Genomic DNA, 22,532 nt, shown 5'->3' with positions numbered 1-22,532 from the left:
CCGGCAGAAAAGCGAACAGGGCGCTCTACAGGGTGGTCAACAGCTGGCGCATGGTGTCGATCTCCTGTTGCTGGGTGTCGGCGATGGTGCGGGCCATCTCGACGGCGTCGGGGAACTGTCCGTCCTCGATCTCGGTCTGGGCCATGTCGATCGCGCCTTCGTGGTGGGCGATCATCTGCTCGAGGAACAGGCGAGCGGCGTCGGTGCCCTGTGCATCGGACAGTGCCTGCATGTCCTCCTCGCTCATCATCCCTTCCATCTGCATTCCCTCCATACCGTCCATGCCCTCGTCCATGTCCATGCCGGGCATGTCGTTGTTGCCGGTTTCGGGCATCTCGGTGGGCTCGCCCCACTGCTCGAGCCAGGATTCGAGCTGTGCGATCTCCGGGCCCTGAGCGGCCTTGATCTGCTCGGCCAGCGCGGTCACGTCGGCGGGGATGTCCTGCTTGGCCAGCAGCATGTCGCTCATCTCGATGGCCTGACTGTGGTGCGGGATCATCATCTGCGCGAACATCACGTCGGCGTCGTTGTGCGCTGCCGCTTCGTCGGCGGCGGAGGCGGTGGCCGAGGTGGTGGCGCTCGATGTGGCGGCGGTGGTGCCGGTGTCGGAGTCGCTGCACGCGGCCGCGGTGAACACCACCGCCAGCGCCATGGCGCCGACGGCGAGAGTCTTCTTGTTGTTCATGAGTGGATCCTTTCCTCGAACGGTCACAGAACAGGGGAACCGGCCACCGGTGTCTTTTCCCGGCCGGCACACCGCGGACTAGGCCAGGTAGGACACGGTGGTCATCATCCCGGCTTCCTGGTGGTAGGCGTTGTGGCAGTGCAGAGCCCATTGGCCAGGGTTGTCGGTGTCGAATTCGATCTCGACGGTGCGCATCGGCCCGATGGTGACGGTGTCTTTGCGCAGGCCGGTGTCGGTGAGCGCGAAGGTGTGTCCGTGCAGGTGCATCGGGTGGAACATGTCCGACATGTTGCGCATCCGCATACGTACCCGCTGTCCTTCGCTCACGTCCAGCGGCGGGATGTCGGGGTGGGCCCGGCCGTTGAGGGTCCACCGGTACGGCGACATGGTCCCGCCCATATCCACGCTGTGGTACAGGTCGTGATCGCGCTCCGTCAGCCGCACATACTCGCGGGGCGCGAGGTCGGTGCCGAGCAGCACCCGCCGCTCCAGCTCCTCGGGGCGGGACTGCGCGGGGAGCTCGCCGGCGGCGGTGCGCACCAGCGCTTGCCCGTGCCCGGTCTTGCCTTCCGCCTGCGCGAACAAGGGGAACACGCCGTCGCCGAGGGTGACGAGGACGTCGAAGCGCTCGCCCATGCCGATCAGCAGTGCGTCGGTGTCCTGCGGCACGACGGGGAAGCCGTCGGTGTGGGTGACGGTCATCCGGTGCCCGCCCAGCGCAACACGGAAGGCGGTGTCCGCGCCGGCGTTGACGAACCGGATCCGTACCCGCTGCCGCGGTGTGGCGGTGAAAACCATCGGGTCCTCGGGGACTCGGCCGCCGACCAGGAAGTGCGGGTAGGAGACGTCCCCGGCGCCGCCGAGCAGCGGGGAGAGCATCGTTTCCTCACCCATGTCCATGCCGTCCATGCCGTCCATGCCCATGGCGCCGTGGTCCATCCCGCCCATGCCGGCGTCGCCGCTCTCACTCGAGGCGTCGGCGCCGATGCCGAGGTCGCGGGCCACGTCGTCGGGGGTGCGACCGGTGCCGTCGAGCCAGTCGTCGAGCACCACGATCCACTCGTGGTCGTAGTCGCCGGGCTCGAGCGGGTCGTCGATGACCAGCGCGCCGTACAGGCCGCGGTCGAGCTGCAGCCCGGAATGCGAATGGTAGAAGTACGTGCCCGGATCCGGGACGGTGAACTCGTAGGTAAACCGGCCGCCGGCGGTGATGGGGTCCTGGGTCAACCCGGGTACCCCGTCCATGTCGTTGCTCAGCGCCAGGCCGTGCCAGTGCACGCTCGTCTCGACCGGCAGCCGGTTGTCGACCTCCACCCGCAGCAGATCCCCGGCGCGGGCCCGGAGCAGGGGTCCGGGCAGATTCTGGTCGTAGCCCCAGGTGGAGACGACGCGCCCACCGAGGTCCACCTCGACCGGACGCGGCGTCAACCGGGCCGAGACCACTCGCTGGCCGGGGGTGCGGCGCTGCTGCTCGAGGCGGCGCACCACGCTCGACGAGGCGGTCACCGGCGCACCGGTCGGCGATCCGGATCCGGAACAGGCCGCCAGCGCCCCGGCACCGACGAAAAGCGATCCGAGCATGAAGGACCGGCGGGTCAGTTCACCCACGGATCGGCTCCTGTCGGCCGCTGCCATCGGCCGTGCCCCTGGTCGGGGTCAGTAGCTGACGGCGTGCGACGAATTCGTCGTAGTCGATATCGCCGCGGGCGAAACGCGCTTCGAGCACCTGCAGCGGATCGGCCTCGTGTTCGGTGCCGTCTGGCCCGCTTGCGCGGTCGGTGCGGAACATGGCGGCCATCAGGTAGAGCACCACCGCCCAGAACGCGAGCATGCACACGGCCATGAGAATCCATCCGGTCAAGCTCAGCTCACCTGCCCAGCCCATCATGATCGTCCCCTTCCTTCTCTTCGTGCTTCCAGCCTCGCGCACGGACCCCGGTAATCCGGTGGAGGTTGCATGAAGATTTGCTCAAGAAGTCCGGCCGCAACGTCAGCGCCGGACGCTACTGGCGATGATGGATGCCATGGACACCTCTGCGCGCACGCCCGAGACCAGCAGCGACACCGCAACGGTGCGGCGCCCGCCGACGGGGTTGCGGGCGATGGTCGTCGAGGACGAGGCGCCGCTGGCGAACCTGGTGGGCAGCTACCTCGAACGCGACGGGTTCGAGGTCACGATCACCGGTGACGGCGCCGACGCGGTCGGCCTCGCCCGGCAGGTCGATCCCGATGTCGTGGTCCTGGATCTGGGCCTGCCACATCTGGACGGTGTCGAGGTGTGCCGGCAACTGCGCACCTTCTCCGACGCCTACGTGGTGATGCTCACCGCCCGCACCGAGGAAGTCGACACCCTCATCGGGCTCTCCGTCGGCGCGGATGACTACATGAGCAAACCGTTCAGCCCCCGGGAGTTGACGGCCCGCATCCAGGCCATGCTGCGTCGCCCCCGCACCCACACCCCCCGGCCGGCCGAGTCTGTTCCGGGCACGCCCGCCCGCAACTTCGGTGACCTGGCCATCGACGTCGACGGCCGTGAGGTCACCGTCGGCGGCGTGCCGGTGGCACTCACCCGCACCGAATTCGACGTCCTCGCCGCCCTGTCCCAGGATCCCGCTGTCGTTCTCAGCCGGACGCAGCTGATCGAAGCGGTGTGGGGTCCGAGCTGGGTCGGGGACGAGCAGCTGGTCAACGTGCACATCGGGCATCTGCGCCGCAAACTCGGCGACGACGCCACCGAAGGCCGCTACGTGCGCACCGTCCGCGGCGTCGGCTACCGGATGGGCACCGGACAATGAACACTCGGATCCCCGCGTCGGGGCCGTCGCTGCGACGGGCACTGACCGGTTCGAGTTTCGGCACCCGGTTGTTCCTCGCGCTGACCGTGGTGGTGGTCGGCTGCGCGGTCAGCGCCTGGCTCGTCGCCTCCGCGCTCGCGCCCGGCATCTTCCACGATCACCTCGGCCAGGCCGGCATCGACCACAACTCCAGCGAAGCCGCCCACGTCGAACAGGCATTCACCCGGGCGATCATCCTGGCCTGGGGCCTGGCCATCGCGATCGCCGTGCTCCTGGCGCTGGCGGTGAGCTGGTACTTCACCCGCCGCGTCCAACGCTCGCTGACCGCCGTGACCGCCTCCACGGCCCGGATCGCCGATGGCCACTACGACACCCGCGTGCCCAGTCCCGGACTCGGCGGCGAATTCGACGAACTCGCCGCCACCGTCAACGAACTCGCCCGCCGCCTCGACGCCACCGAAACCACCCGCCGCCGGATGCTCGCCGACCTCGGCCACGAGATGCGCACCCCCATCGCCACCCTCGACTCCTACCTCGAAGCCCTCGACGACGGCATCCGCACCTTCGACGACGACACCCGGCAGGTGTTGCGCGCCGCCATCCACCGACTGGGCCGCCTCGCCCAGGACATCACCGCCGTCTCGCGCGCCGAAGAACACCTCACCCGCATCCGGCCGGTGCCCACCACCACCGGCGCCCTCGTCACCACCGCGGTCGACGCGGTGCGCGAACGGTACGAGAGCAAAGGCGTTGAGGCTGCCCCCTCGGAGTGGACACCCTGACAATGGTTCGTAGAAGAACCAGGAGGGATGTTCACATGGGACGCCAGTCTCAGTACACGGAGGAGTTCCGCCGAGACGCGGTCGCGTTGTATCGCGCCGGCGGCGGCACCCGTACCTACGCCGCGGTGGCCTCGGACCTGGGCATCAGCGGCGAGACCTTGCGGACCTGGGTTCGCAAGGACAACGCCTCGGCGCAGGGCTCAGCTGCCACGGCGGGCGGCGGCAACGAGACCGCAGCCGACGAGTTGGCGCGGTTGCGGGCAGAGAACGCCCGGCTGCGCAGCTCGGAGAAGGAATGGCAGCTCGAACGTGAGATTCTGCGCCCGGCAGCCGCCTATTTCGCGCAGGAGATGAAGTGAAGACCTGCCGCTGGGACTTCATCTCCACCCACCGCAGCGAGTTCGGTGTGCAGCGGCTGTGCCGGGTCCTCGGTACCTCCCGGTCCGGCTACTACCGGCACCTGGCCACCGCCGATGCGCGCACCGAGCGTGCTGCCGAGGAGGCCGCGACCGTGGCGCAGATCCGTGAGATCCATACCGAGCATCGCGGCGGGTACGGTGCACCCCGCATCCACGCCGAACTGCGGGAACTCGGGGTGCGCATCAACCGCAAAAAGGTCACGCGGTTGATGCGTGGCCACCACATCGTCGGTCGGCATCTGCGGCGTGGCCGGCGCACCACGATTCCCGATCCGCATGCGTCGGCGGTGCCGGATCTGATCGGTCGGGATTTCACCGCCGAGGCGCTCGATATCCGTTGGTGCGGCGACATCACCTACATTCCGGTGGGGTCGTCGTGGTTGTATCTGGCGACGGTGATCGACATCTGTTCGCGTCGGGTGGTGGGGTGGTCGATCGCCGAGCATATGCGTACCGAATTGGTCACCGATGCACTGGACATGGCGATCACCACTCGTGGCGGTGTCGTGGACGGCGTGATTTTTCACAGCGATCGCGGAGCGCAGTACACCTCGGCTGAATTCGCGACATTCTGTGCTGCACAGGGTATTCGACTGAGCCGGGGGCGTGTGGGGTCAAGTTACGACAATGCCTTGGCGGAGTCGTTCTTTCAGAGTCTGAAGCGTGAATGGTTGCATGGCAAGGCCGCGACGTCGAAGGCGCGGACGCGTCTGGAATTGTTCGAGTGGTTGTCGTACTACAACCGGCGACGGCGTCATTCCGCGCTGGGTTATCTGGCGCCGATCGAGTTCGAACGACGATTGACCGCATCGGCTACGCTCGCACTCGCCGCATGAAATCCGGTGTCCACTCTCAAGGGGCAAGCTCAAGCTGTTCGTCCTGCCGGTGATCACCACACACCTGCCCGCGGTGACCCGGTCGCTGCTGGAGTACCGGTGGCGACGTCTCGACACCGCCCGCGACGCCGCCGCCCGCGCCGGACTTGCCGGCGCGTTGTTTCCCTGGCAGAGCGGCAGCGACGGACGGGAGGAAACCCCCACCCAGCTCTACAACCCGCGCTCGGAACGCTGGATGCCCGACAATTCCCGGCGCCAACGACACGTCGGTTTGGCGGTGGCCTACAACACCTGGCAGTACTACCAGAGCACCGGTGACCGGGCGTGGCTCCACGACCGCGGGGGTGAACTGCTGATCGAGGTGGCCCGCCTGTTCACCTCCCTGGCCGAGCACGACCCGGAGGAGGACCGGTTCCACCTTTCCGGGGTGATGGGCCCCGACGAATACCACGACGGGTATCCCGAGGCCCCCGGTCTCGGTGTCCGCGACAACGCCTACACGAATGTGATGGCCGCCTGGGTGTGTCACCATGCGGCCGCGACGGTGGCGGAGCTGGCCGGCACCGACGGTGACGAACTGCTCGACCGGCTCGGCGTCGACCCCGAGGAGATGACGCGATGGCGACATCTGAGCCGTCGCATCGCGGTGCCGTTCCATGACGGGCTCATCAGCCAGTTCGACGGATACGACCGGCTTTCCGAGTTCGACTGGCCTCGCTATCGGCGCACCTACGGCAACATCGGCCGCCTCGATCTGATCCTGGAATCCGAAGCAGACACCACCAACCGCTACAAGCTCGCCAAGCAGGCAGATGTGCTGATGCTGCTGTATCTGCTGGGACCGACCGAGCTGCTGTCGATACTCGCCCGGCTCGGCTACGACGTCACCGCCGAGCAGCTGACCCGCACCGTCGACTACTACCTGGCCCGCACCGCACACGGGTCGACCCTGAGCCGGGTCGTACACGCCTCGGTGCTGGCCCGGATCGATCCCACCCGCGCCTGGGCCGTCTTCCGGGAAGCGCTGATCGCCGATCTGGACGACACGCAGGGCGGCACCACCCGAGAAGGCATCCACCTGGGCGCGATGGCCGGCACCGTCGACATCGTCACCCGCTCGTTCGCCGGAGTCCGTTTCGAGTCGGACCGTCTGGTGCTCACCCCGCAGATGCCCCCCGAAATCCGGGAACTGCAGTTCCGACTGCACTACCGGGGCCACCGCATCGACGTGCGCCTCGACGAGAGCACGCTGACCCTGACCGCCCATCGCTGCACCGCCGCCGCGGTCACCGTCGATGTGGACGGAGCACGCCGGACCCTCGGTGACGGACAGACGCTGCAGTTCCCGCTGCAGCGGCACCCGACGACAAGGAGCCGCCGATGAACTCCCAGCGCACGAGACACCGCTGCCTCGGACCGAAGACGGGGGCCGTGCGGCACGAGATCTTCATCAAATCCTCATCCGATGCGCACCGGATCTACGTAGCCCCGAACGAGGATGAAGGCACGCAGCACTTCCGGGGAATCTGCCCCGGCTCACCGGCGAAGGAGCGGTTGTGATGGCACGTCGATGGTCGTTGAACATCACCCCGGCCGAACGCATCGGTCGCATCGTGGTGGGAGTGGCCGCGATTACCGCCGGGATCGTCCTGCTGTTCCAGTCCCCGGGCCTCGGGGTGGCCGTACTGGAAGTACTGCTGATCCTGGCTGGTCTCGACCTCGCGGTGACCGGAGCCTTGGGGCACTGCCCGCTCTACGCCGCACTCGGCTACCAGCCCAAGTCGTTGAGAGGTGTCCGATGACCGACCCCCGTGAGATGCCCGACATGCCCGAGCGTCGGCACTTCCCCCACGAACACTCCGAACCGGCCCCCGCGCGTTCCGGGCGAATGCGTCGAGCTCTCGGACACCGCGCGATGATGGTGATTTGCTGTATCCCCATGTTGGCGATCGCCATTGCGCTGGTGGCCACCGGCACTGTGGGCGTCGGCGCCCTGGTGTTCGCCGGGGCCTGCGTGCTGATGATGGCGATGATGATGGGCGGTGGCGGGCACGGAGGCCACGGAGGCCCTGGATCGGGCCGCTAGCTGCGTTCGGCTCTTCGGTTGCCTTTCCCTGACCTTCCAGCGCGCATTTCGCATCGACCGTCCGGAGAACGCCATGTCCTCGAACACCGTGACAAACAGAAACGAACGCACCGCCGTACTCGAGGTCGGTGGCCTGCACTGGGCGACTTCGGCGGCGGTGGTGCAGTCCACCTTGCTCCGCCGACCCGGCGTCCTGGCTGTCGAGGCCAACGCGATGAACCAGACCGCGACCGTCACCTACGACCCGGCCGTGACCTCGGTGGCGACCCTGACCGACTGGGTACGGGACTGCGGATACCACTGCGAGGGCAAGTCGGTGCCGTCGCACCTGTGCGACCCGCAGGAGGAACCGCGCGAACACGCCGCCCACCCCTCTGCCGCACCCGCCCCTGCCGCACACGACGAACACGCCGCCCACACGCCCCAGCAGTTGATGGGCCACGGCGGGCACGCCGGGATGTCGATGGACGCGATGGTGCGCGACATGCGCAACCGCTTCCTCGTGGCGGCACTGCTGTCGATCCCGATCCTGCTGTGGTCGCCGATCGGGCGGGAGGTGCTCGGGTTCACCGTGGCGGCACCGTTCGGCCTACGCGACGACGTCTTCTCGCTGTTGTTGTCGATTCCGGTGGTCTTCTACTCGTCGTGGATCTTCTTCGACGGCGCCTACCGGGCCCTCAAGGCCCGAACCCTGGACATGATGGTGCTCGTCGCCGTCGCGGTCGGCACCGGCTGGCTCTACAGCGTGGGCGTGACCCTGACCGGCGGCGGCGAGGTGTTCTACGAGGCCGCCACGGTGCTGGCCAGCTTCGTGCTGCTCGGGCACTGGTTCGAGATGCGCGCGCGCGGCGGCGCCAACGACGCCATCCGCACCCTGCTCGAACTCGCCCCACCCCGGGCGGTGGTGCTGCGCGGCGGTGAGCCGGCGGACATCCCCACCACCGAGGTCGTGGTCGGCGACCTGCTGCTGATCCGGCCGGGGGCGAAGATCCCGGTCGACGGGGTCGTCGAGAACGGCCACTCCGAGGTCGACGAATCCATGGTCACCGGTGAGTCCCTGCCGGTCACCAAGACCGAAGGCTCCGAAGTGATCGGTGCGTCGATCAACACCACCGGCACCCTGCGGGTGAGGGCGACCAAGGTCGGCTCCGACACCGCCCTCGCCCAGATCGTCGCCCTCGTCCAAGAAGCGCAGAACTCGAAGGCCCCCGGTCAACGCCTGGCCGATCGGGCCGCGTTCTGGCTGGTCTTCGTCGCCTTGGTCGGCGGCGTGGGCACTTTCCTGGTGTGGTGGCTGCTCGACGGGGACGTACAGAGGGCGCTGCTGTTCGCCATCACCGTCGTGGTGATCACCTGCCCCGACGCGCTCGGGTTGGCGACCCCGACCGCGATCATGGTCGGGACCGGCCTCGGCGCCAAGCGCGGCGTGCTGTTCAAGAACGCCACCGCTCTCGAGACCTCGGCCCGGATCGACACCGTCGTGATGGACAAGACCGGCACCTTGACCAAAGGCGAGCCGGAGGTCACCGACGTCGTCGTCGACGGTCTGCCCGAGGACGAACTCTGGACGCTGGTGGCAGCGGTCGAACGCGAATCCGAACATCCCCTCGCGGGCGCAATCGTGCGCCATGCGACCGAGCGCGGCATTCCCGCCGTCTCGGTGGAGAACTTTCGCAACGTGCCCGGCCACGGCGCGGTTGCCGAGGTGGCCGGCCGGCGGGTAGCAGTGGGCAACCGCAAACTCATGGTGGCCGAGGACGTCGACTTCGGCGCGCTGATGGATCGACGCGACGAGCTCGCCGCGACGGGGCGTACTGCCGTGCTCGTCGCGGTCGACGGCCGCGGTGTCGGGGTGATCGCCCTGGCCGACGCCGCCCGGGAAACCTCGGCCGAGGCGGTGGCGTCGCTGCACGAGCTCGGTATCGAGGTGGTCATGCTCTCGGGCGACAACGAAGCGACCGCCCGGCGCATCGCCGGACAGCTGGGCATCGACACCGTCATCGCCGAGGTGCTGCCCGGTGACAAGGCCGACAAGATCGCCGAACTGCAACGCGGCGGCAAGAAGGTCGCCATGGTCGGCGACGGGGTCAACGACGCCCCCGCGCTCGCGCAGGCGGATCTGGGCATCGCTATCGGCGCCGGCACCGACGTCGCCTTGTTGTCGGGTGTGTTCATCGCCGCCCACTACCGTCCGCGGCGGGGATGCGCGGGCAGCAGCCCAGCGCGGCGGAGTTGTCGGCCGCCAGCGACCGCGCCAGCATCACCAGGTCAGCTACCCGCGGATCACCCACGGAGTACCGCAGTTTCTTCCCGTCGCGGCGCGCGAGGACATACCCGCAGTCGGCCAGGCAGGACAGGTGTACCGACACCCGGGGCTGCGAGATGCCGGCGTGTTCGACGCAGTCGGCGGAGGTGCGCTCCCCGGCGAGGATGAATTCGAGGAGCTTGAGCCGGGTCGGATCCGACAGGGCGCGAAAAAACTTCGCCGTCGTATCCAGATGCGTACACGCCGACTCGGCACCGGGCACGGTGACAGTGGCGGTGGTGGACCGGGCCATGGGATCGCCTCCACGAGACTTGAACTATTCGGATAAACGCATAATATGGTTCCGGTAGATATTCGTCAACACGAATAGCAGCCGTTGTCGGTTCAGCGGTTGCCCGACCAGGAGGCACCCTCGTGACCTTGACAGATTCCCGCGCCGATCTGGCGATCATCGGTTCCGGCTCGGCGGCGTTCGCCGCCGCCATCGCCGCGGTCAACCTCGGCAAACGGGTGGTGATGGTGGAGCGCGGGACGGTCGGGGGCACGTGCGTGAACGTCGGGTGTGTGCCCTCGAAGGCGCTGCTGGCCGCCGCCGAGGCCCGCCACGCCGCCGAGGCGGCGGGCCGGTTCCCCGGGCTCACCCCCGCCGAGGTGCCGCTGGATTTCCCCGCCCTGATCGCGGGCAAGGACGCGCTGGTCGGGCAGCTGCAGGCGGAGAAGTATGTCGACCTGGCCGCCGACTACGGGTGGGAGATCGTCTCCGGCACCGCGGTGTTCGACGGCAGCGCCGAGGCACCCGTGCTGCGGGTCGCGCGCGCCGAGGGCGGTGTACGGGTGATCGAGGCCGACCAGTATCTGATCGCCACCGGTGCCGCGCCCTGGGCTCCGCCGATCGACGGCCTCGTTGAGGCCGGGTATCTGACCTCGACCACCGCCATGGACCTCCAGCAGCTGCCGGAGTCGCTGATCGTGGTGGGTGCGGGCTATGTGGGGCTCGAGCAGGCCCAGCTGTTCGCCCGCCTGGGCAGCAAGGTCACGGTGATCGCGCGTAGCCGGCTGACCTCGGGTGAGGAACCGGAAATCTCGGCCGCGCTCGAGGCCGTCTTCGCCCACGAGCGCATCGACGTGCTCACCGCCGCCACCGTCGAGAAGGTCCTCGCCGACGACGGGCACAAGGTGGTGACCGTGCGCACCGGCGGCGGCGCCAGCACCGAGCTGCGGGCCGAGCAGGTGCTGATGGCCACCGGCCGCCGCCCCAACACCGCCGGGCTGGGCCTGGATGCGGTCGGCGTCGCCGTCGACGAGCGGGGCGCGGTCGTGGTCGACGACCGCCAGCGCAGCAGCAATCCGCGCATCTGGGCGGCCGGGGACGTGGCCGGGGATCCGCAGTTCGTGTACGTGGCCGCCGCGCAGGGCACCCTGGTCGCCGACAACGCCCTGGCCGGTGCCGATCGCGTCCTGGACTACACCACGGTGCCGCGCGTGACGTTCACCAGCCCCGCGATCGCCTCGGTCGGACTGACCGACGCGCAAGCCGCCGCGGCCGGGCTGGCCTGCCAGTGCCGGGTGCTGGGGTTGTCGAGCGTGCCGCGGGCGCTGGTCAACCGGGACACCCGCGGCCTGGTCAAGATCGTCGCCGAAGCCGGCACCGGCCGGATCATGGGCGTGCACGCCCTCAGCGACGGCGCCGGGGACCTGATCACCGCCGCCACCTATGCGATGACCGCGGGTCTGACCGTCGACCGGCTCGCCCACACCTGGGCGCCGTACCTGACCATGGCCGAAGCGCTGAAACTGACCGCGCAGACTTTCACCACCGACGTCACCAAACTGTCCTGCTGCGCAGGCTGACGCCGTCGGACGGGAGGCAGTGATGAACGGACACATGACGATCGGGGACCTCTCGGCCCGCACCGGGGTGCCGGTGAAGGCGCTGCGCGAGTACACCGACCTCGGCCTGATCTACACCCTGGGCCGCAGCCCGGCCGGCTACCGCCTCTACACCGACGACGCGGAGTGGTGCGTGCGGTTCATCGGCGAGCTGCGCGGCCTCGGGCTCACCATCGCCGAGATCTGCCAGCTCACCTCCACCGACCGTGACGACCACGGCCGTTCGGTCGGCGCCCATCTCGCCGAGCTGCTGCAGCGGTCGCGGCAGCGGCTGCGCCCGATGCCGAGCAGATCCTCGACCGCATCGACGCCTTCGAAACCGCACACCGTGCGCATCTGGCCACCGACGACCTGTGCTGGGCCGGTGACCCGTGCGGATGCGAGCTACGGGCTTGACCCTCACCCCGGGGACAGACCCTACCGTCGGCACCGTCACTGTCCGATCGCCCTCGAGGAGTCCGATCCCATGAGTACCGACAACCTCACTGCCGACGTTTTCGCCAAGATCCTGCCCGCCGGCCGGGACCGGGCGCTGATGCGCGCCGCGCTGCGGCTGCTCGCCCACGGCACCCCGGTCACCGTCACCGAACTCGCCGCCGCCGCGGGAGTGCCCGACCTCGACCCCGCGCAGACGCCGATCGGCGCCGACGTCGAATACGACGAGGCCGGCCGGATCGTCGGCTGGGGCCTGACCCTCAACCCGACCCCGCACCGGTTCAGCGTCGGTGGCCACCAGCTCTACACCTGGTGTGCCCCCGACACCCTCATCTTCCCCGCCGTCATCGGCGCACCCGCCTGCATCGAATCCGACTGCCCGATCACGGGCACCACCGTGCGCCTGACCATCGACCCCGTCACCGGGGTCAGCGACCTGGAACCGGCCACCGCGATGGTGGCCTTCGTCGACCCCGACCGGATCCAGCCCGGTCACCTCCGCGCCACCTGCTGCAACCCGCAGATGTTCCTCGCCACCTCCGACGCCGCCCACCACTGGCAGGCGAAATTCCCAGGCATGACGGTGCTGCCGGTCACCGACGCCTACCACCAGCTCGCCCGCCCCCTCGCCGACGCGATCACCGACCCGACCACGATCACCGGAACCAGCGCCTGCTGCTAGATCGCGCCGCCGCCGATCCGGGCCGGCGCTGCGGGTCAGAACAGGGTGTCCCGCACGCGCAGCGGCCGGTACCCGGTGGGGCCGAGCTGGGCGAGTTCGGCGTCGATGTCGACCTCGATGGCGCCGAAGAAGTTGATGTTCTCGCTGTGGGCCGGGGAGATGTGCGTCAGCACCTCGTCGTCGATGCGCCGCCCGGCCCGCCGCATCTGTTCGGTCGCCAGCCCGTAATACTCTGTGGTCCAGGCGATGACGGCGTTGGTCGCCAACGTGAGGCACCATGCCTGTTCGGTCTGTCCCTCCAGGTGCCTCGCGCGCACGGCGCCTTCGTGCGCGTAGAGCAGGTCGCGGCGGAGCGCGTGCAGGGATTCGCCCTTGTTGAGCTGTCGGGAGATCTTGCGCCGATAGCCCGGGTCGGACAGGTACCGGGCGGCGTAGATCGTGCGCCGCAGCGCCCCGTATTCCTTGAGCGCCGCCGCGAGGGCGTTCTGCCGGCCCGACGCGGAGAGCTTGCCGACCAGCAGCGACGCGGTGGCGTGCCCGAACTTCAGCGACCCGCTCAGCCGGAGCAGGTCGTCGTAGTGCTCGGCGATGAGATCCAGATTCAGCTTGCGGGTCAGCAGCGGCCCGGCGTGCGGGAACGCGGACTCCACCTGGGCCCGAGGCGCCGCCCGATACAGGGTGATCCGGCCCAGGTCCCGGATGCGGGGCGAGAGCTGCAATCCGAGCAGGTCGAACAGCCCGAAGTTCACGAGGGTGACGCCGTGCGTGTCGGTCGCATGCTCGGTGATCGGCAGATCCGTTGCATTGCCGAGGATTTCGTCCAGCACGTAGTGAGCTTCGCGTCTCGTCGCGACGATGACCTTGGTGCCGTAGGTGGCGTGCTGATCGGTGACATGGGTATACGTGCTCAGTCCTTCGTTCGCGAAATAGCGGCTCAACGCTCTGGCGGTGACCGATTTGCCGCGGGTCGGGAACCGTTGCCCATCACTCGACGACAGGGTGCCGGCGCCGAAGACCGGGGTCAGCGGCAGCCTTTGGTGGTAGTCGATGATCGTCAGGTTCGCCGCCCGCAGCGTCTCCTCCCGCACATACCATTCGCTGGTCCAGGCCAGGATGTCGTAGGAGAGGCCCGACGCCTCGGCCATTCGGGGTCAGCCCGAGGTTGGTGGAGTAGGCCAGCAGGACGGCGATGAGGTTGCGTTTCAGCTCCGGGCTGCGGGCCTGTTTGCCGCCGGCGTGGGTGAAGCAGTCCAGGTAGCCGGTGCGTTTGTCCAGCTCGATCAGCAGCGACACGATCGGCGCGAACGGCAGCATCTCCGTCAGCTCGGCCTTGAGCGCCGTCGCCTCCGCGGGCACATCCTCCGCCGACAGCGGTGAGATCACCAGGTCACCGGCCTCATCGAGACGGACCGGCCCGTCGCCGCCGGCGAGCACCTTCTCCAACTCGCCCATAGCGGCGTCGAGCTCGTCGGTGGCGGTCGCCAGCGCGCGAGCGGGATCAGCGGACTTGCCGACCAGGCGGCAGAACTCGTCACGCTGCGGCTCCCACGCCTGCGGGGTCAGCAGGTACGCGGCCGGGTCGGCGTAGCGGCGCGACCCCGGCACGAACACATCCCCGCTGCGCAACCCGTCACGCAGCCCCAGCAGCACGCACAGCTCCCAGTAGTGCCGATAGGCGGTGGTGTTACCGGCTTTGCGGGCCTCGTCGAGGTAGCCGCGCCACTTCGTCGGCACGAACCCGGTCGGCGCGTCGTCGGGCACCTTGCGGGTACCGGTCGCGTTCAGCTCCCGCAGCATGTGCACCCCGATCAGCAGCTCGGTCGCGGCGGTGCCGCCGGCGAACCGGACTGTCGACAGCACCTGCGGGGTGAACTGCCGCAGGTAGGAGTACGAGCTGTCCAGAGCGGCCAGGTGCCCGTGATCGCGCGGCAGCCGAGGCTTGGCCTGCGCGACCGCGGCCCGCAACCGCTCCCATCCGATCCGATCGCCCCGGATCAGGCCGCCGATCTCCTGGTCGGGGATCTGCAGGTCACGGACGATCGCCAGCAGGTCGTCGAGCAACCCCTGCCGATCCTCTCCGGCCTTACCGCGCTCGGCCAGCTCGTCGCGCATCCGGCGTTCGGCCTTGCTCAACCTGGCCGAGATCGCCTGATCGAACAGCTGCACCACCTCGTCGAGCACATCGGTGGCCGACTGCGCCAACACGGTGAGCAGAATCGGGTAGCGGCGTTGCGGATCCCGGCGTTCGAGGGCTTGGCCCGTCAAGCGGCGGCCCACCGTCGCCAGGAACCGCCGCCGCTCCGCCGGCAGCACCGACATGTCCAGCTCATCCGCGCCCAGGTTGCGCAGGAACACCAGCTTCTCGACCTCGGCCTTCACCGCGGTCGCCGACGCCTCCACCGGGCCGGTCGACAACCACCTCAACCGCGACATCTCGATCGACGGGTCGACGACCAGCAACGCATCCAGTTCCTTACACCGCTGCGGCGTGAACTCGCGCGCCAACCGGTCGTAGGTCTCCCGCTGCGCCCGCGTGCGAGCGTGCGCGACCCGGCGGACCACCGTTTCCGGGCCCGGCCGGATCACCCGCGCCGAGATCAGGTACTCACACGCCAGCCGGAACAACAGCGTCGGCGAATCGTGCTCCATCGCCCGCGCCAGCAGAAACTCATCCAGCTCCTTCAACTCCATCGCCCCGGCAGGCCGCCACCCCAGATACTGGGCCACCAGCCGCACATGCTCGGTCCGCGTCTGCGCCCGCTTGCCATACGAACGAAGCTGCGCTGCATCGATATTCAGCTGATCCGCCAGCCGGGCCACCGCCACCGGCGGCGCCGACGGCACCTTGTCCGGCACGAACCCCAGCCACGGCAAGGTGCACAACGCCACCGCCAGGCCCAGACGGACCGCAGGGCCCCTGCCCTGCGGAGCAACAAACGCCAGATCCGCCGGGGTCAGCGTGAAGTACCGGAACAACTCCTCACGACTGATCTCCGGGAACTCCCGCAGGCGCTGCAACTCCTCGTCCGCGAATACCCGCGTCGCCACGAACCCCAGCCTCCAACACGCCGACCAACCTCATCGGCAGACAAGCCAAGCACCAACCACCCCGGCCCGCAGCCCGAACCGAGAAATCGCCGCTGACCAGGCACTACGCGAACTTCGTTGTTTTTTGCGCCATTACTACCGGGACCCCGTATCGCCGAGGTGTACGCCTGCGACGACGCGCAGCCCCAGTTCGTTCGAGATTTCGTGGCGTCCTGGGCCAAGGTGATGACCCTGGATCGGTTCGACGTCACCTGAGCTCGCGGCGATCGATCAGCCCAGGTCGGATAGCGCGGTGTTGGCGCCGCAGAGCACCACGCACAGGGTTCGGCCCGCTGTCGCGGTGACCGTCCCGGCCAGAATCGGTGCGAGCGCCGCCGCCGTGCCGTGTTCGACGACAATGCGTAGCTCGTCCCACAACCAGCGTCGCGCGGCGACGATAGCGGCGTCGTCGGCGACGAGACTGCCGATGCGGCCACTGCTCGCCGCAGCCCACGCGAGGTTCCCGATGCGGGTGGCACCGAGCGAATCGGCGGCGATGCTGTCCACCTCGATATCGATCGGTGTTCCCGCGGCCAGCGCATGGTGCAGGGCTGCAGCACCGGTCGGTTCGACGCCGTGGATCACGTCGGTGTCGCGGGCACCGGCGGTGATCCCGGCAACCAGGCCCCCACCTCCGACTGCGACAAGATACTCCATGGGCGTGCTGACCTGTTCCGCCAGTTCGAGCGCGATGGTGCCGGCGCCAGCGACGATGTCCGGCAGGTCGTAGGCGTGCAATGTCAAGGCACCGAGTTCACCGGCGAGAGTTACGGCGTGCGCTGCGGCGTCGGCGTAGGACGAACCCATCCGGTGCACGGTCGCGCCGAGCCGCTGCAATCGGTCGAGTTTCGTCGGTGGCGCAGCTTCGGGAACGACGACGGTGCAGGGTGTGTCCCAGTATCGGGCCGCCCAGGCGGCACCGATCGCGGCGTTGCCACCGGAGGCGATGAGCACGCCCGCGTCGGGGAGCGTGCCGTTCTCACGAGCGCGGCCGAGCGCGTTGAGGCTGCCACGCACCTTGAACGACCCACCGTGCTGCAGATATTCGAGTTTGAACGCCACTTCGACCGGCCCGTTCGGGGTGGGCACCGCAGTGGTGAGGATCGGGGTGCGCCGCACGATCGAGGTGATGCGGTGCGCAGCGTCGACGACGGACTGGTGATCGACCGCCGTGGCCGCTGCTCGGGTGTTGTCGTAGGGAAAGCTCACCGATACACGATCCACCCGAAGAGCCCGAACTGCACAATCGCGTCGGCGACCTCACCGTCGATCAGGCGGGTGTTGTCGGCGCGTAACGCTTCCCGAGCGTGAGCGTGGTGGACGTCGTCGTCGAGCAGGATCGCGGAGATCCCTCGTTGCGCGACGCTCTCGTCGACGATGTGGATCGTGCCACCGGTTTCTGTGATGTGTGCGGTCGCGACACCGTCCCAGAGGTCGACCGTCGCCCATGCCGCCAGCCCGCCGCCCTCGATCGCCTCACGCAGGACCTGCCCGATCAGCTCGCTCGTCGAGTGCACGCAGCGAGCGTAGCCGGAACGCCGCACCGACACCCACTGTGGCAACGGTTCGGTCAGGACCGCGGTGCTTTCGCCTACCTGCTCGGTCGTCTCGGGCGAGGGCGGACTACGGCGTATCAGGCCGACCCAGACGAACACGTGCTGTACAGGCCGGTCGAATGCGGCACTAATGCGCATCGCCACATCCGAGCTCGGTTGCTGGTCTTCGCGTTCGAGCGAGCCGATCGTCTGCATATTTCGACGTGTTCGCGGACGCTGGCGACCCCGTGCAGAAATCCCCGCCCATGTGCAGTGAGCGGGGATTTCGGATGATACGCATCTCCGGTGAGAGCGGTCAGTTCGGGCGGCTGACCTCGTAGGTGCCGTTGTCGTCGGTGAAGGTCAACGTCACCGACCGGTGCTGCCCGTCGACGGTGAGGGTGCATTCGAAGCTTGCCCCGGCCTCGACCTTCTGATCACCCGGGCAGGACACGTCGCCGACCTCCTGAGCGCCGTACGACTCGGTGAGAACCTGCGCCACGCCGGCCTGCGCGGCCTCGGAATCGAGGGTGGTACCGCCGCCGAGTGTCATGAACCCGATCACCACGGCGATCACCACCACGAGCACACCGACGCCGCCGAGGATCAACGGCAGCTTCGAGCGAGTCCCCCCGGGTGTTCCGTCCGGGTTGTGCGGCGGCTGCCACGGTCCGCTACCGGGTTGCTGTTGCTGTTGTCCCCACCCGGGTTGACCTCCCTGCCCGGGGGCCGGCTGCTGCCAGGGTTGTCCGGGCTGTCCCTGCGGGGGCCACTGCTGTCCGCCCATCTGACCCGGCTGCTGTCCGGGCTGTCCCCACCCGGGCTGAGCCGACGGCGTGGTGGGTGCGCCCCAGGGCTGTGGACCGGTGCCCGCAGGGCCAGGGGCACCCCACTGCGGGGCCTGCTGACCCCACTGGTCGTTGGACTGTGGGGTCTGTCCACCGTGTGGTGCGCCCCACGCGGACGCTCCGCCCTGACCGGGCTGTTGTTGCTGTCCCCACTGCTGGTGCGGTTCCTGCCCCCACTGTTGCGTGGGCGCTGCGGACGGGTCACCGGTCGGCGCCCCACCACCCCACTGTTGTGTGGGCGCTGCAGCATCGCCTCCCGGGGCACCCCACTGCGGCGTCGGTGTCTGCGGCGATGCAGTCTCGGCGCCGGACGGGGGCGGGGCCCACGGGTCGCGGGCCTGCTCGTTCCCGTTCGGGTCCTGCGGTTCGTTCGGGCCGGTCATTGTCGCCTCCACTCGGCATCGTTCATAGGTTCAGCGTAATGCTCACCAGCGCTCGGTCCCCCGTGTGGCAGCGGCCGTATCAAATCACACATACCGGACGGGTGGGGAGACCACCCACGTCTCGGCCCCGGCAGCCTGGGCACTCATGCCGCGGTCGCATCGACGGCCACAACCCCGCGGCGGATCGCGGCGACCGCCCGGCCCGCCGCCTTTGCCAACGCCGGATCCTGCGCGGTCGTGCGAATCTGATCGAGCAGATCGATCAACTGTCGGCACCACCGCACGAAGTCACCGGGAGAGAGTTCACTGCCCGCGGCGACGGCCGCCAACAGCGACTCGGTCAAAGACGCGGTACCCGCCCAAGTGTAGGCAGCAGAGACGAACCCGAAATCCGGTTCGCGGGTCGTCGGCAACCGATGACGCAGCTCATCGGCCCGCAGCATGTCACACAGCTGTACCGTGTCGGCCAACGCCCGCCGGATCGGGCCGGTGGGGCCCCGCACCTCCGGCACATCATCGCCACGGGACTCGAAGATCACCGTCGAGACGACCGCGGCGAGCTCCGCCGGCGACAGCCCCGCCCACACCCCGGTACGCAGACACTCGGCGACCAACAGATCCGATTCGGTGTAGATCCGGGCGAGCCGTTCCCCCGCCTCGGTCGTCGCCGGATCGTCCCCACCGGTCAGGTAGCCGCGCTCCGACAGCAACAACACGATCCGCTCGAACGTGCGCGCCAACGAATCGGTGGTCGCCGCCGTCTTGCGTCGCTGATGCTCGGTGTCGCGCAACAACCGGTTGTAGCGTTCCCCGACCCGCGCCAACGCCTCCACCTCCGGGTTCGCCCGCGCCGGATGCGTGCGCAGCGCGCGGCGCAACGCGTCGATCTCGCGGGTGTCGCCGCCGCTGCGGGACCGTTTCGCTCGACGCGGAGGCACCAGACCCTTCGACCGCAACGCCGACGAGATGTCCCGCCTGCCGCGCCCGGTCCGCGGATCAGCGTGCCGCGGCAACTTCAAGCGTCCCACCACGACCGCGGGGGTGGGGAAGTCTCCCGCCGAGAGCCGCCCCGCCCAGCCGTTGGCGGTCACCACGTAGGGACGTGGATCGGTGACATCATGATCCGGGTCGATGATCACCGCCAGCCCGGTGCGCCGCCCCGCCGGAACCGCGACGATCTCCCCGGGGCGCAACGCCACCAGCGACGCGACCGACGCCTGCCGCCGATCCTGCCGCTTCTTCCGTTCGTGCTGTCGCTCGGCGTCGGTCAGATCGGCCCGTAACCGCACGTAATCGAAGATCTCGCTGTCGGCGCCGCCGAGCTGCTCGCGCATCTTCGCCAGCTGCTTCTCGTTGCGTTCGATGCCGCGGGTGGCGCCGACGACCGACTTGTCGGCCTGGAACTGCGCGAACGACATCTCGAGCAGCGCGCGGGACCGCGCCACCCCGACCGCATCGATCAGGTTGACCGCCATGTTGTACGACGGGCGGAACGAACTGCGCAGCGGGAAGGTACGCGTCGAGGCCAGCCCCGCGACAGCGGCCGGCTCCACACCCGGCTGCCACAACACCACCGCGTGGCCCTCGACGTCGATACCGCGACGGCCGGCCCGCCCGGTGAGCTGCGTGTACTCGCCGGGGGTCAGTTCCGCGTGGGTTTCCCCGTTGTACTTGACCAACCGTTCGAGCACCACCGTGCGGGCGGGCATGTTGATGCCCAAGGCGAGGGTTTCGGTGGCGAACACCGCCCGCACCAGACCGCGCACGAACAGTTCTTCGACGGTGTGCCGGAACGCAGGCAACATTCCCGCGTGATGCGCGGCGATACCGCGCTCGAGGGCGGTGCGCCACGACGCGAACCCCAACACCTCGAGGTCGGCGCGCGGCAACTCGCGGGTGTGCTCGGTGACGATCCGCCGGATCTCGGCGGCCTCGTCGTCGGTGGTCAGATGCAACCCGGACCGCAGGCACTGGGACACCGCGGCGTCGCAGCCGGCGCGGGAGAACACGAAGGTGATCGCGGGCAGCAACCCTTCGGCGTCGAGGCGGACGATCACATCGGGTCGGGGAATCGGCCGGAAGGTGCTGCGTCCGCGCGCCTGCCACCGATCGCCGTCGATGCTTGCGCGGCGCCGTACCTGGGCTGCCAGTTCCGGATCCACCACGACCCCGCGGCGTCGCTCTGCTGCGGGAATATCGGTGGGTTCGGCGCGGGTATCGAACAGGTCGTAGAGGCGGGGCCCGACCATCATGTGCTGATGCAACGGGATGGGGCGCACCTCGTCGACGACGACCGCCGTGTCGCCTCGCACCGTGGTCATCCAGTCACCGAACTCCTCGGCGTTGGACACCGTCGCGGACAGGCTCACCAGCCGCACATCGTCGGGCAGGTGCAGGATCACCTCTTCCCACACCGCACCTCGGAATCGGTCGGCGAGGAAATGAACTTCGTCCATCACCACGTGGCTGAGCCCGATCAGGGTCGGCGACGACGCATACAGCATGTTGCGCAGGACCTCGGTGGTCATCACCACCACCGGCGCGTTCGGATTGATCGACTGGTCGCCGGTGAGCAACCCCACCTGTTCCTTACCGTGCCGGGCGCACAGGTCGGCGTATTTCTGGTTGCTCAGCGCCTTGATCGGGGTGGTATAGAAGCATTTTGTGCCGGCCTGGATTGCCAGGTGCACCGCGAACTCCCCGACGACGGTCTTGCCCGCGCCGGTGGGGGCGCACACCAACACCGAGTGCCCGCCCTCGAGCGCGCGGCATGCCTGCTGCTGGAACGGATCGAGGGGGAACGGCAGGCCGGACGCGAACATCGTCAACTGGGGCGCGGCCTCGGCCGGCGACCTGTCGGGGGTGTCCATCACAGGGTGTCGGAATAGTCGGGGGCGGCCGGGGTCGGTTTCTCGACCGGGGTCGGGGCCGCAATGGACGAACTTTCCTCGTCGTCGAGGTCGCCCCAGCCTTCGTCCCGGGCCTTGCGGGCGCGGCGCCTGTCGTTCAGGCGCGCGATCTGGATGGAGAACTCGACCAGGAGCGTCAACGCCAACGCCAACGCCAACATCGAGAACGGGTCCTGTCCGGGGGTGGCGATCGCCGCGAACACGAACACCGCCATGATCAGGCCACGCCGCCACGCCTTGAGCTTCTCGTACGACAGCATCCCCACCGCGTTGAGTGCGACGAGCACCAACGGAATCTCGAACGACACCCCGAAGATCACCAGCAGGTTGATCATGAATCCGAAGTACTCGGAACCGGACAGCGCGGTGACCTGTACATCGTTGCCGACGGTCAACAGGAACGACAACGCGTGGGTGACGACCAGATACGCCAGGACCGCACCGGCGACGAACAACGCCGCGCCGGAAGTGACGAACCCGACGGCATACCGGCGTTCCTTCGCGTAGAGACCGGGGGTGATGAACGCCCACAGTTGGTAGAGCCACACCGGGCAGGCGAGCACCACACCGGCGGTGGCCGCGACCTTCAATCGCAGCATGAATTGTTCGAACGGGCCGGTGGCCAGCAGATAGCATCCGCCGTCACTGCTGAAATCGGCGCGCGCGGACGCGGGCAGCGAACAGTACGGATCGAGCAGGATCGCACCGAGACTCGACGTGCCGAACGGGCCGTGGCTGTACCAGAAGAACCCGACGATGGTAGTCACGATCACCGCGGCAACGGCGATGAGTAACCGCGTGCGCAGCTCGTAGAGATGCTCGACCAGCGACATGTTGCCGTCGGGGTTTGTCTTGCGCCGACTGCGGCGTGGATCGAACGGGATTCGCACGGTG

The 22,532-nt window shown here is 68.6% G+C and carries 16 protein-coding genes and 4 pseudogenes; 10 read left to right on the top strand and 10 right to left on the bottom strand.

Annotated features, from left to right (window positions below):
- Positions 1-25: 25 nt before the first annotated feature.
- The 3 genes from MWU77_RS22060 to MWU77_RS22050 form a co-directional block, all read right to left on the bottom strand.
- Positions 26-685, bottom strand: a complete 660-nt coding sequence (locus tag MWU77_RS22060) for a DUF305 domain-containing protein (protein ID WP_194989187.1) — start codon at positions 683-685, stop codon at positions 26-28.
- 78 nt (positions 686-763) lie between these two features.
- Positions 764-2,320: a multicopper oxidase family protein gene (locus MWU77_RS22055; protein ID WP_228799003.1), complete on the bottom strand. Its 1,557-nt coding sequence runs from the start codon at positions 2,318-2,320 to the stop codon at positions 764-766.
- Entirely contained in the window at positions 2,286-2,573 is a 288-nt protein-coding gene (locus tag MWU77_RS22050; RefSeq protein WP_194989189.1) for an SHOCT domain-containing protein, read from the bottom strand. The genes MWU77_RS22055 and MWU77_RS22050 overlap by 35 nt, the downstream gene beginning before the upstream one ends.
- A 214-nt stretch (positions 2,574-2,787) precedes the next feature.
- Between MWU77_RS22050 and MWU77_RS22045 the strand changes: the two genes are divergently transcribed.
- From MWU77_RS22045 to MWU77_RS22010, 8 genes and pseudogenes are all read left to right on the top strand, one after another.
- Positions 2,788-3,480, top strand: a complete 693-nt coding sequence (locus tag MWU77_RS22045; protein ID WP_037217568.1) for a response regulator transcription factor — start codon at positions 2,788-2,790, stop codon at positions 3,478-3,480.
- Positions 3,477-4,232 (top strand): annotated as a pseudogene (locus tag MWU77_RS22040) (HAMP domain-containing protein); the annotation flags it as partial. The gene MWU77_RS22045 and the pseudogene MWU77_RS22040, both read left to right, overlap by 4 nt.
- 65 nt (positions 4,233-4,297) lie before the next feature.
- Positions 4,298-5,517 (top strand): annotated as a pseudogene (locus MWU77_RS22035) (IS3 family transposase).
- A 1-nt stretch (position 5,518) separates the two neighbouring features.
- Positions 5,519-6,901 (top strand): glycosyl hydrolase family 65 protein, encoded by a 1,383-nt coding sequence (locus MWU77_RS22030; protein WP_308198850.1) that lies wholly within the window; start codon positions 5,519-5,521, stop codon positions 6,899-6,901.
- Positions 6,898-7,077, top strand: coding sequence for a hypothetical protein (locus tag MWU77_RS22025; RefSeq protein WP_247274778.1), 180 nt, complete (start codon positions 6,898-6,900; stop codon positions 7,075-7,077). Before MWU77_RS22030 ends, MWU77_RS22025 begins: the two co-directional genes overlap by 4 nt.
- Positions 7,077-7,319, top strand: a complete 243-nt coding sequence (locus MWU77_RS22020) for a DUF2892 domain-containing protein (protein WP_247274777.1) — start codon at positions 7,077-7,079, stop codon at positions 7,317-7,319. The genes MWU77_RS22025 and MWU77_RS22020 overlap by 1 nt, the downstream gene beginning before the upstream one ends.
- Complete coding sequence (locus MWU77_RS22015; protein ID WP_247274776.1) at positions 7,316-7,603, top strand: hypothetical protein; 288 nt, start codon at positions 7,316-7,318, stop codon at positions 7,601-7,603. Before MWU77_RS22020 ends, MWU77_RS22015 begins: the two co-directional genes overlap by 4 nt.
- An 88-nt stretch (positions 7,604-7,691) precedes the next feature.
- Complete coding sequence (locus MWU77_RS22010; protein ID WP_247274775.1) at positions 7,692-10,037, top strand: cation-translocating P-type ATPase; 2,346 nt, start codon at positions 7,692-7,694, stop codon at positions 10,035-10,037.
- Here MWU77_RS22010 and MWU77_RS25160 read toward each other — a convergent pair.
- Positions 9,925-10,161: pseudogene (locus MWU77_RS25160) on the bottom strand (ArsR/SmtB family transcription factor); the annotation flags it as partial. The gene MWU77_RS22010 and the pseudogene MWU77_RS25160 sit on opposite strands and share 113 nt — an antisense overlap.
- A gap of 122 nt (positions 10,162-10,283) precedes the next feature.
- Between MWU77_RS25160 and merA the strand changes: the two are divergent.
- Positions 10,284-11,720, top strand: a complete 1,437-nt coding sequence (gene merA, locus MWU77_RS22000) for a mercury(II) reductase (protein WP_005195274.1) — start codon at positions 10,284-10,286, stop codon at positions 11,718-11,720.
- Positions 11,721-11,754: 34 nt separating this feature from the next.
- Complete coding sequence (merB, locus tag MWU77_RS21995; RefSeq protein ID WP_247274774.1) at positions 11,755-12,876, top strand: organomercurial lyase MerB; 1,122 nt, start codon at positions 11,755-11,757, stop codon at positions 12,874-12,876.
- A gap of 35 nt (positions 12,877-12,911) precedes the next feature.
- On the opposite strand, the pseudogene MWU77_RS25050 reads toward merB, so the two are convergent.
- The 6 genes and pseudogenes from MWU77_RS25050 to tatC form a co-directional block, all read right to left on the bottom strand.
- Positions 12,912-15,924: pseudogene (locus tag MWU77_RS25050) on the bottom strand (Tn3 family transposase).
- 270 nt (positions 15,925-16,194) lie between these two features.
- Entirely contained in the window at positions 16,195-17,172 is a 978-nt protein-coding gene (locus tag MWU77_RS21985) for a serine/threonine dehydratase (protein ID WP_247274773.1), read from the bottom strand.
- Positions 17,169-17,714 (bottom strand): hypothetical protein, encoded by a 546-nt coding sequence (locus tag MWU77_RS21980; protein WP_247274772.1) that lies wholly within the window; start codon positions 17,712-17,714, stop codon positions 17,169-17,171. Before MWU77_RS21980 ends, MWU77_RS21985 begins: the two co-directional genes overlap by 4 nt.
- 100 nt (positions 17,715-17,814) lie before the next feature.
- Entirely contained in the window at positions 17,815-18,729 is a 915-nt protein-coding gene (locus tag MWU77_RS21975; protein ID WP_169690227.1) for a DUF4333 domain-containing protein, read from the bottom strand.
- A 143-nt stretch (positions 18,730-18,872) separates the two neighbouring features.
- Positions 18,873-21,599 (bottom strand): RNA helicase, encoded by a 2,727-nt coding sequence (locus MWU77_RS21970; protein ID WP_247274771.1) that lies wholly within the window; start codon positions 21,597-21,599, stop codon positions 18,873-18,875.
- Positions 21,599-22,528: a twin-arginine translocase subunit TatC gene (gene tatC, locus MWU77_RS21965; RefSeq protein WP_169690229.1), complete on the bottom strand. Its 930-nt coding sequence runs from the start codon at positions 22,526-22,528 to the stop codon at positions 21,599-21,601. Before tatC ends, MWU77_RS21970 begins: the two co-directional genes overlap by 1 nt.
- Between the last annotated feature and the right edge of the window lie 4 nt (positions 22,529-22,532).

Source organism: Rhodococcus sp. F64268 (assembly GCF_023015605.1).
GTDB lineage: Bacteria > Actinomycetota > Actinomycetes > Mycobacteriales > Mycobacteriaceae > Rhodococcus.
This window is presented reverse-complemented; position numbering and strand designations above follow the sequence as displayed.

Coding starts and splice junctions, on each gene's coding strand:
- MWU77_RS22060 (WP_194989187.1), bottom strand. CDS start 685: ATGAACAACAAGAAGACTCTCGCCGTCGGCGCCATGGCGCTGGCGGTG.
- MWU77_RS22015 (WP_247274776.1), top strand. CDS start 7,316: ATGACCGACCCCCGTGAGATGCCCGACATGCCCGAGCGTCGGCACTTC.
- MWU77_RS21980 (WP_247274772.1), bottom strand. CDS start 17,714: ATGCAGACGATCGGCTCGCTCGAACGCGAAGACCAGCAACCGAGCTCG.
- MWU77_RS22055 (WP_228799003.1), bottom strand. CDS start 2,320: ATGGCAGCGGCCGACAGGAGCCGATCCGTGGGTGAACTGACCCGCCGG.
- MWU77_RS22050 (WP_194989189.1), bottom strand. CDS start 2,573: ATGATGGGCTGGGCAGGTGAGCTGAGCTTGACCGGATGGATTCTCATG.
- merB (WP_247274774.1), top strand. CDS start 11,755: ATGACGATCGGGGACCTCTCGGCCCGCACCGGGGTGCCGGTGAAGGCG.
- MWU77_RS22045 (WP_037217568.1), top strand. CDS start 2,788: ATGGTCGTCGAGGACGAGGCGCCGCTGGCGAACCTGGTGGGCAGCTAC.
- MWU77_RS21975 (WP_169690227.1), bottom strand. CDS start 18,729: ATGACCGGCCCGAACGAACCGCAGGACCCGAACGGGAACGAGCAGGCC.
- MWU77_RS22020 (WP_247274777.1), top strand. CDS start 7,077: ATGGCACGTCGATGGTCGTTGAACATCACCCCGGCCGAACGCATCGGT.
- MWU77_RS22025 (WP_247274778.1), top strand. CDS start 6,898: ATGAACTCCCAGCGCACGAGACACCGCTGCCTCGGACCGAAGACGGGG.
- MWU77_RS21970 (WP_247274771.1), bottom strand. CDS start 21,599: ATGGACACCCCCGACAGGTCGCCGGCCGAGGCCGCGCCCCAGTTGACG.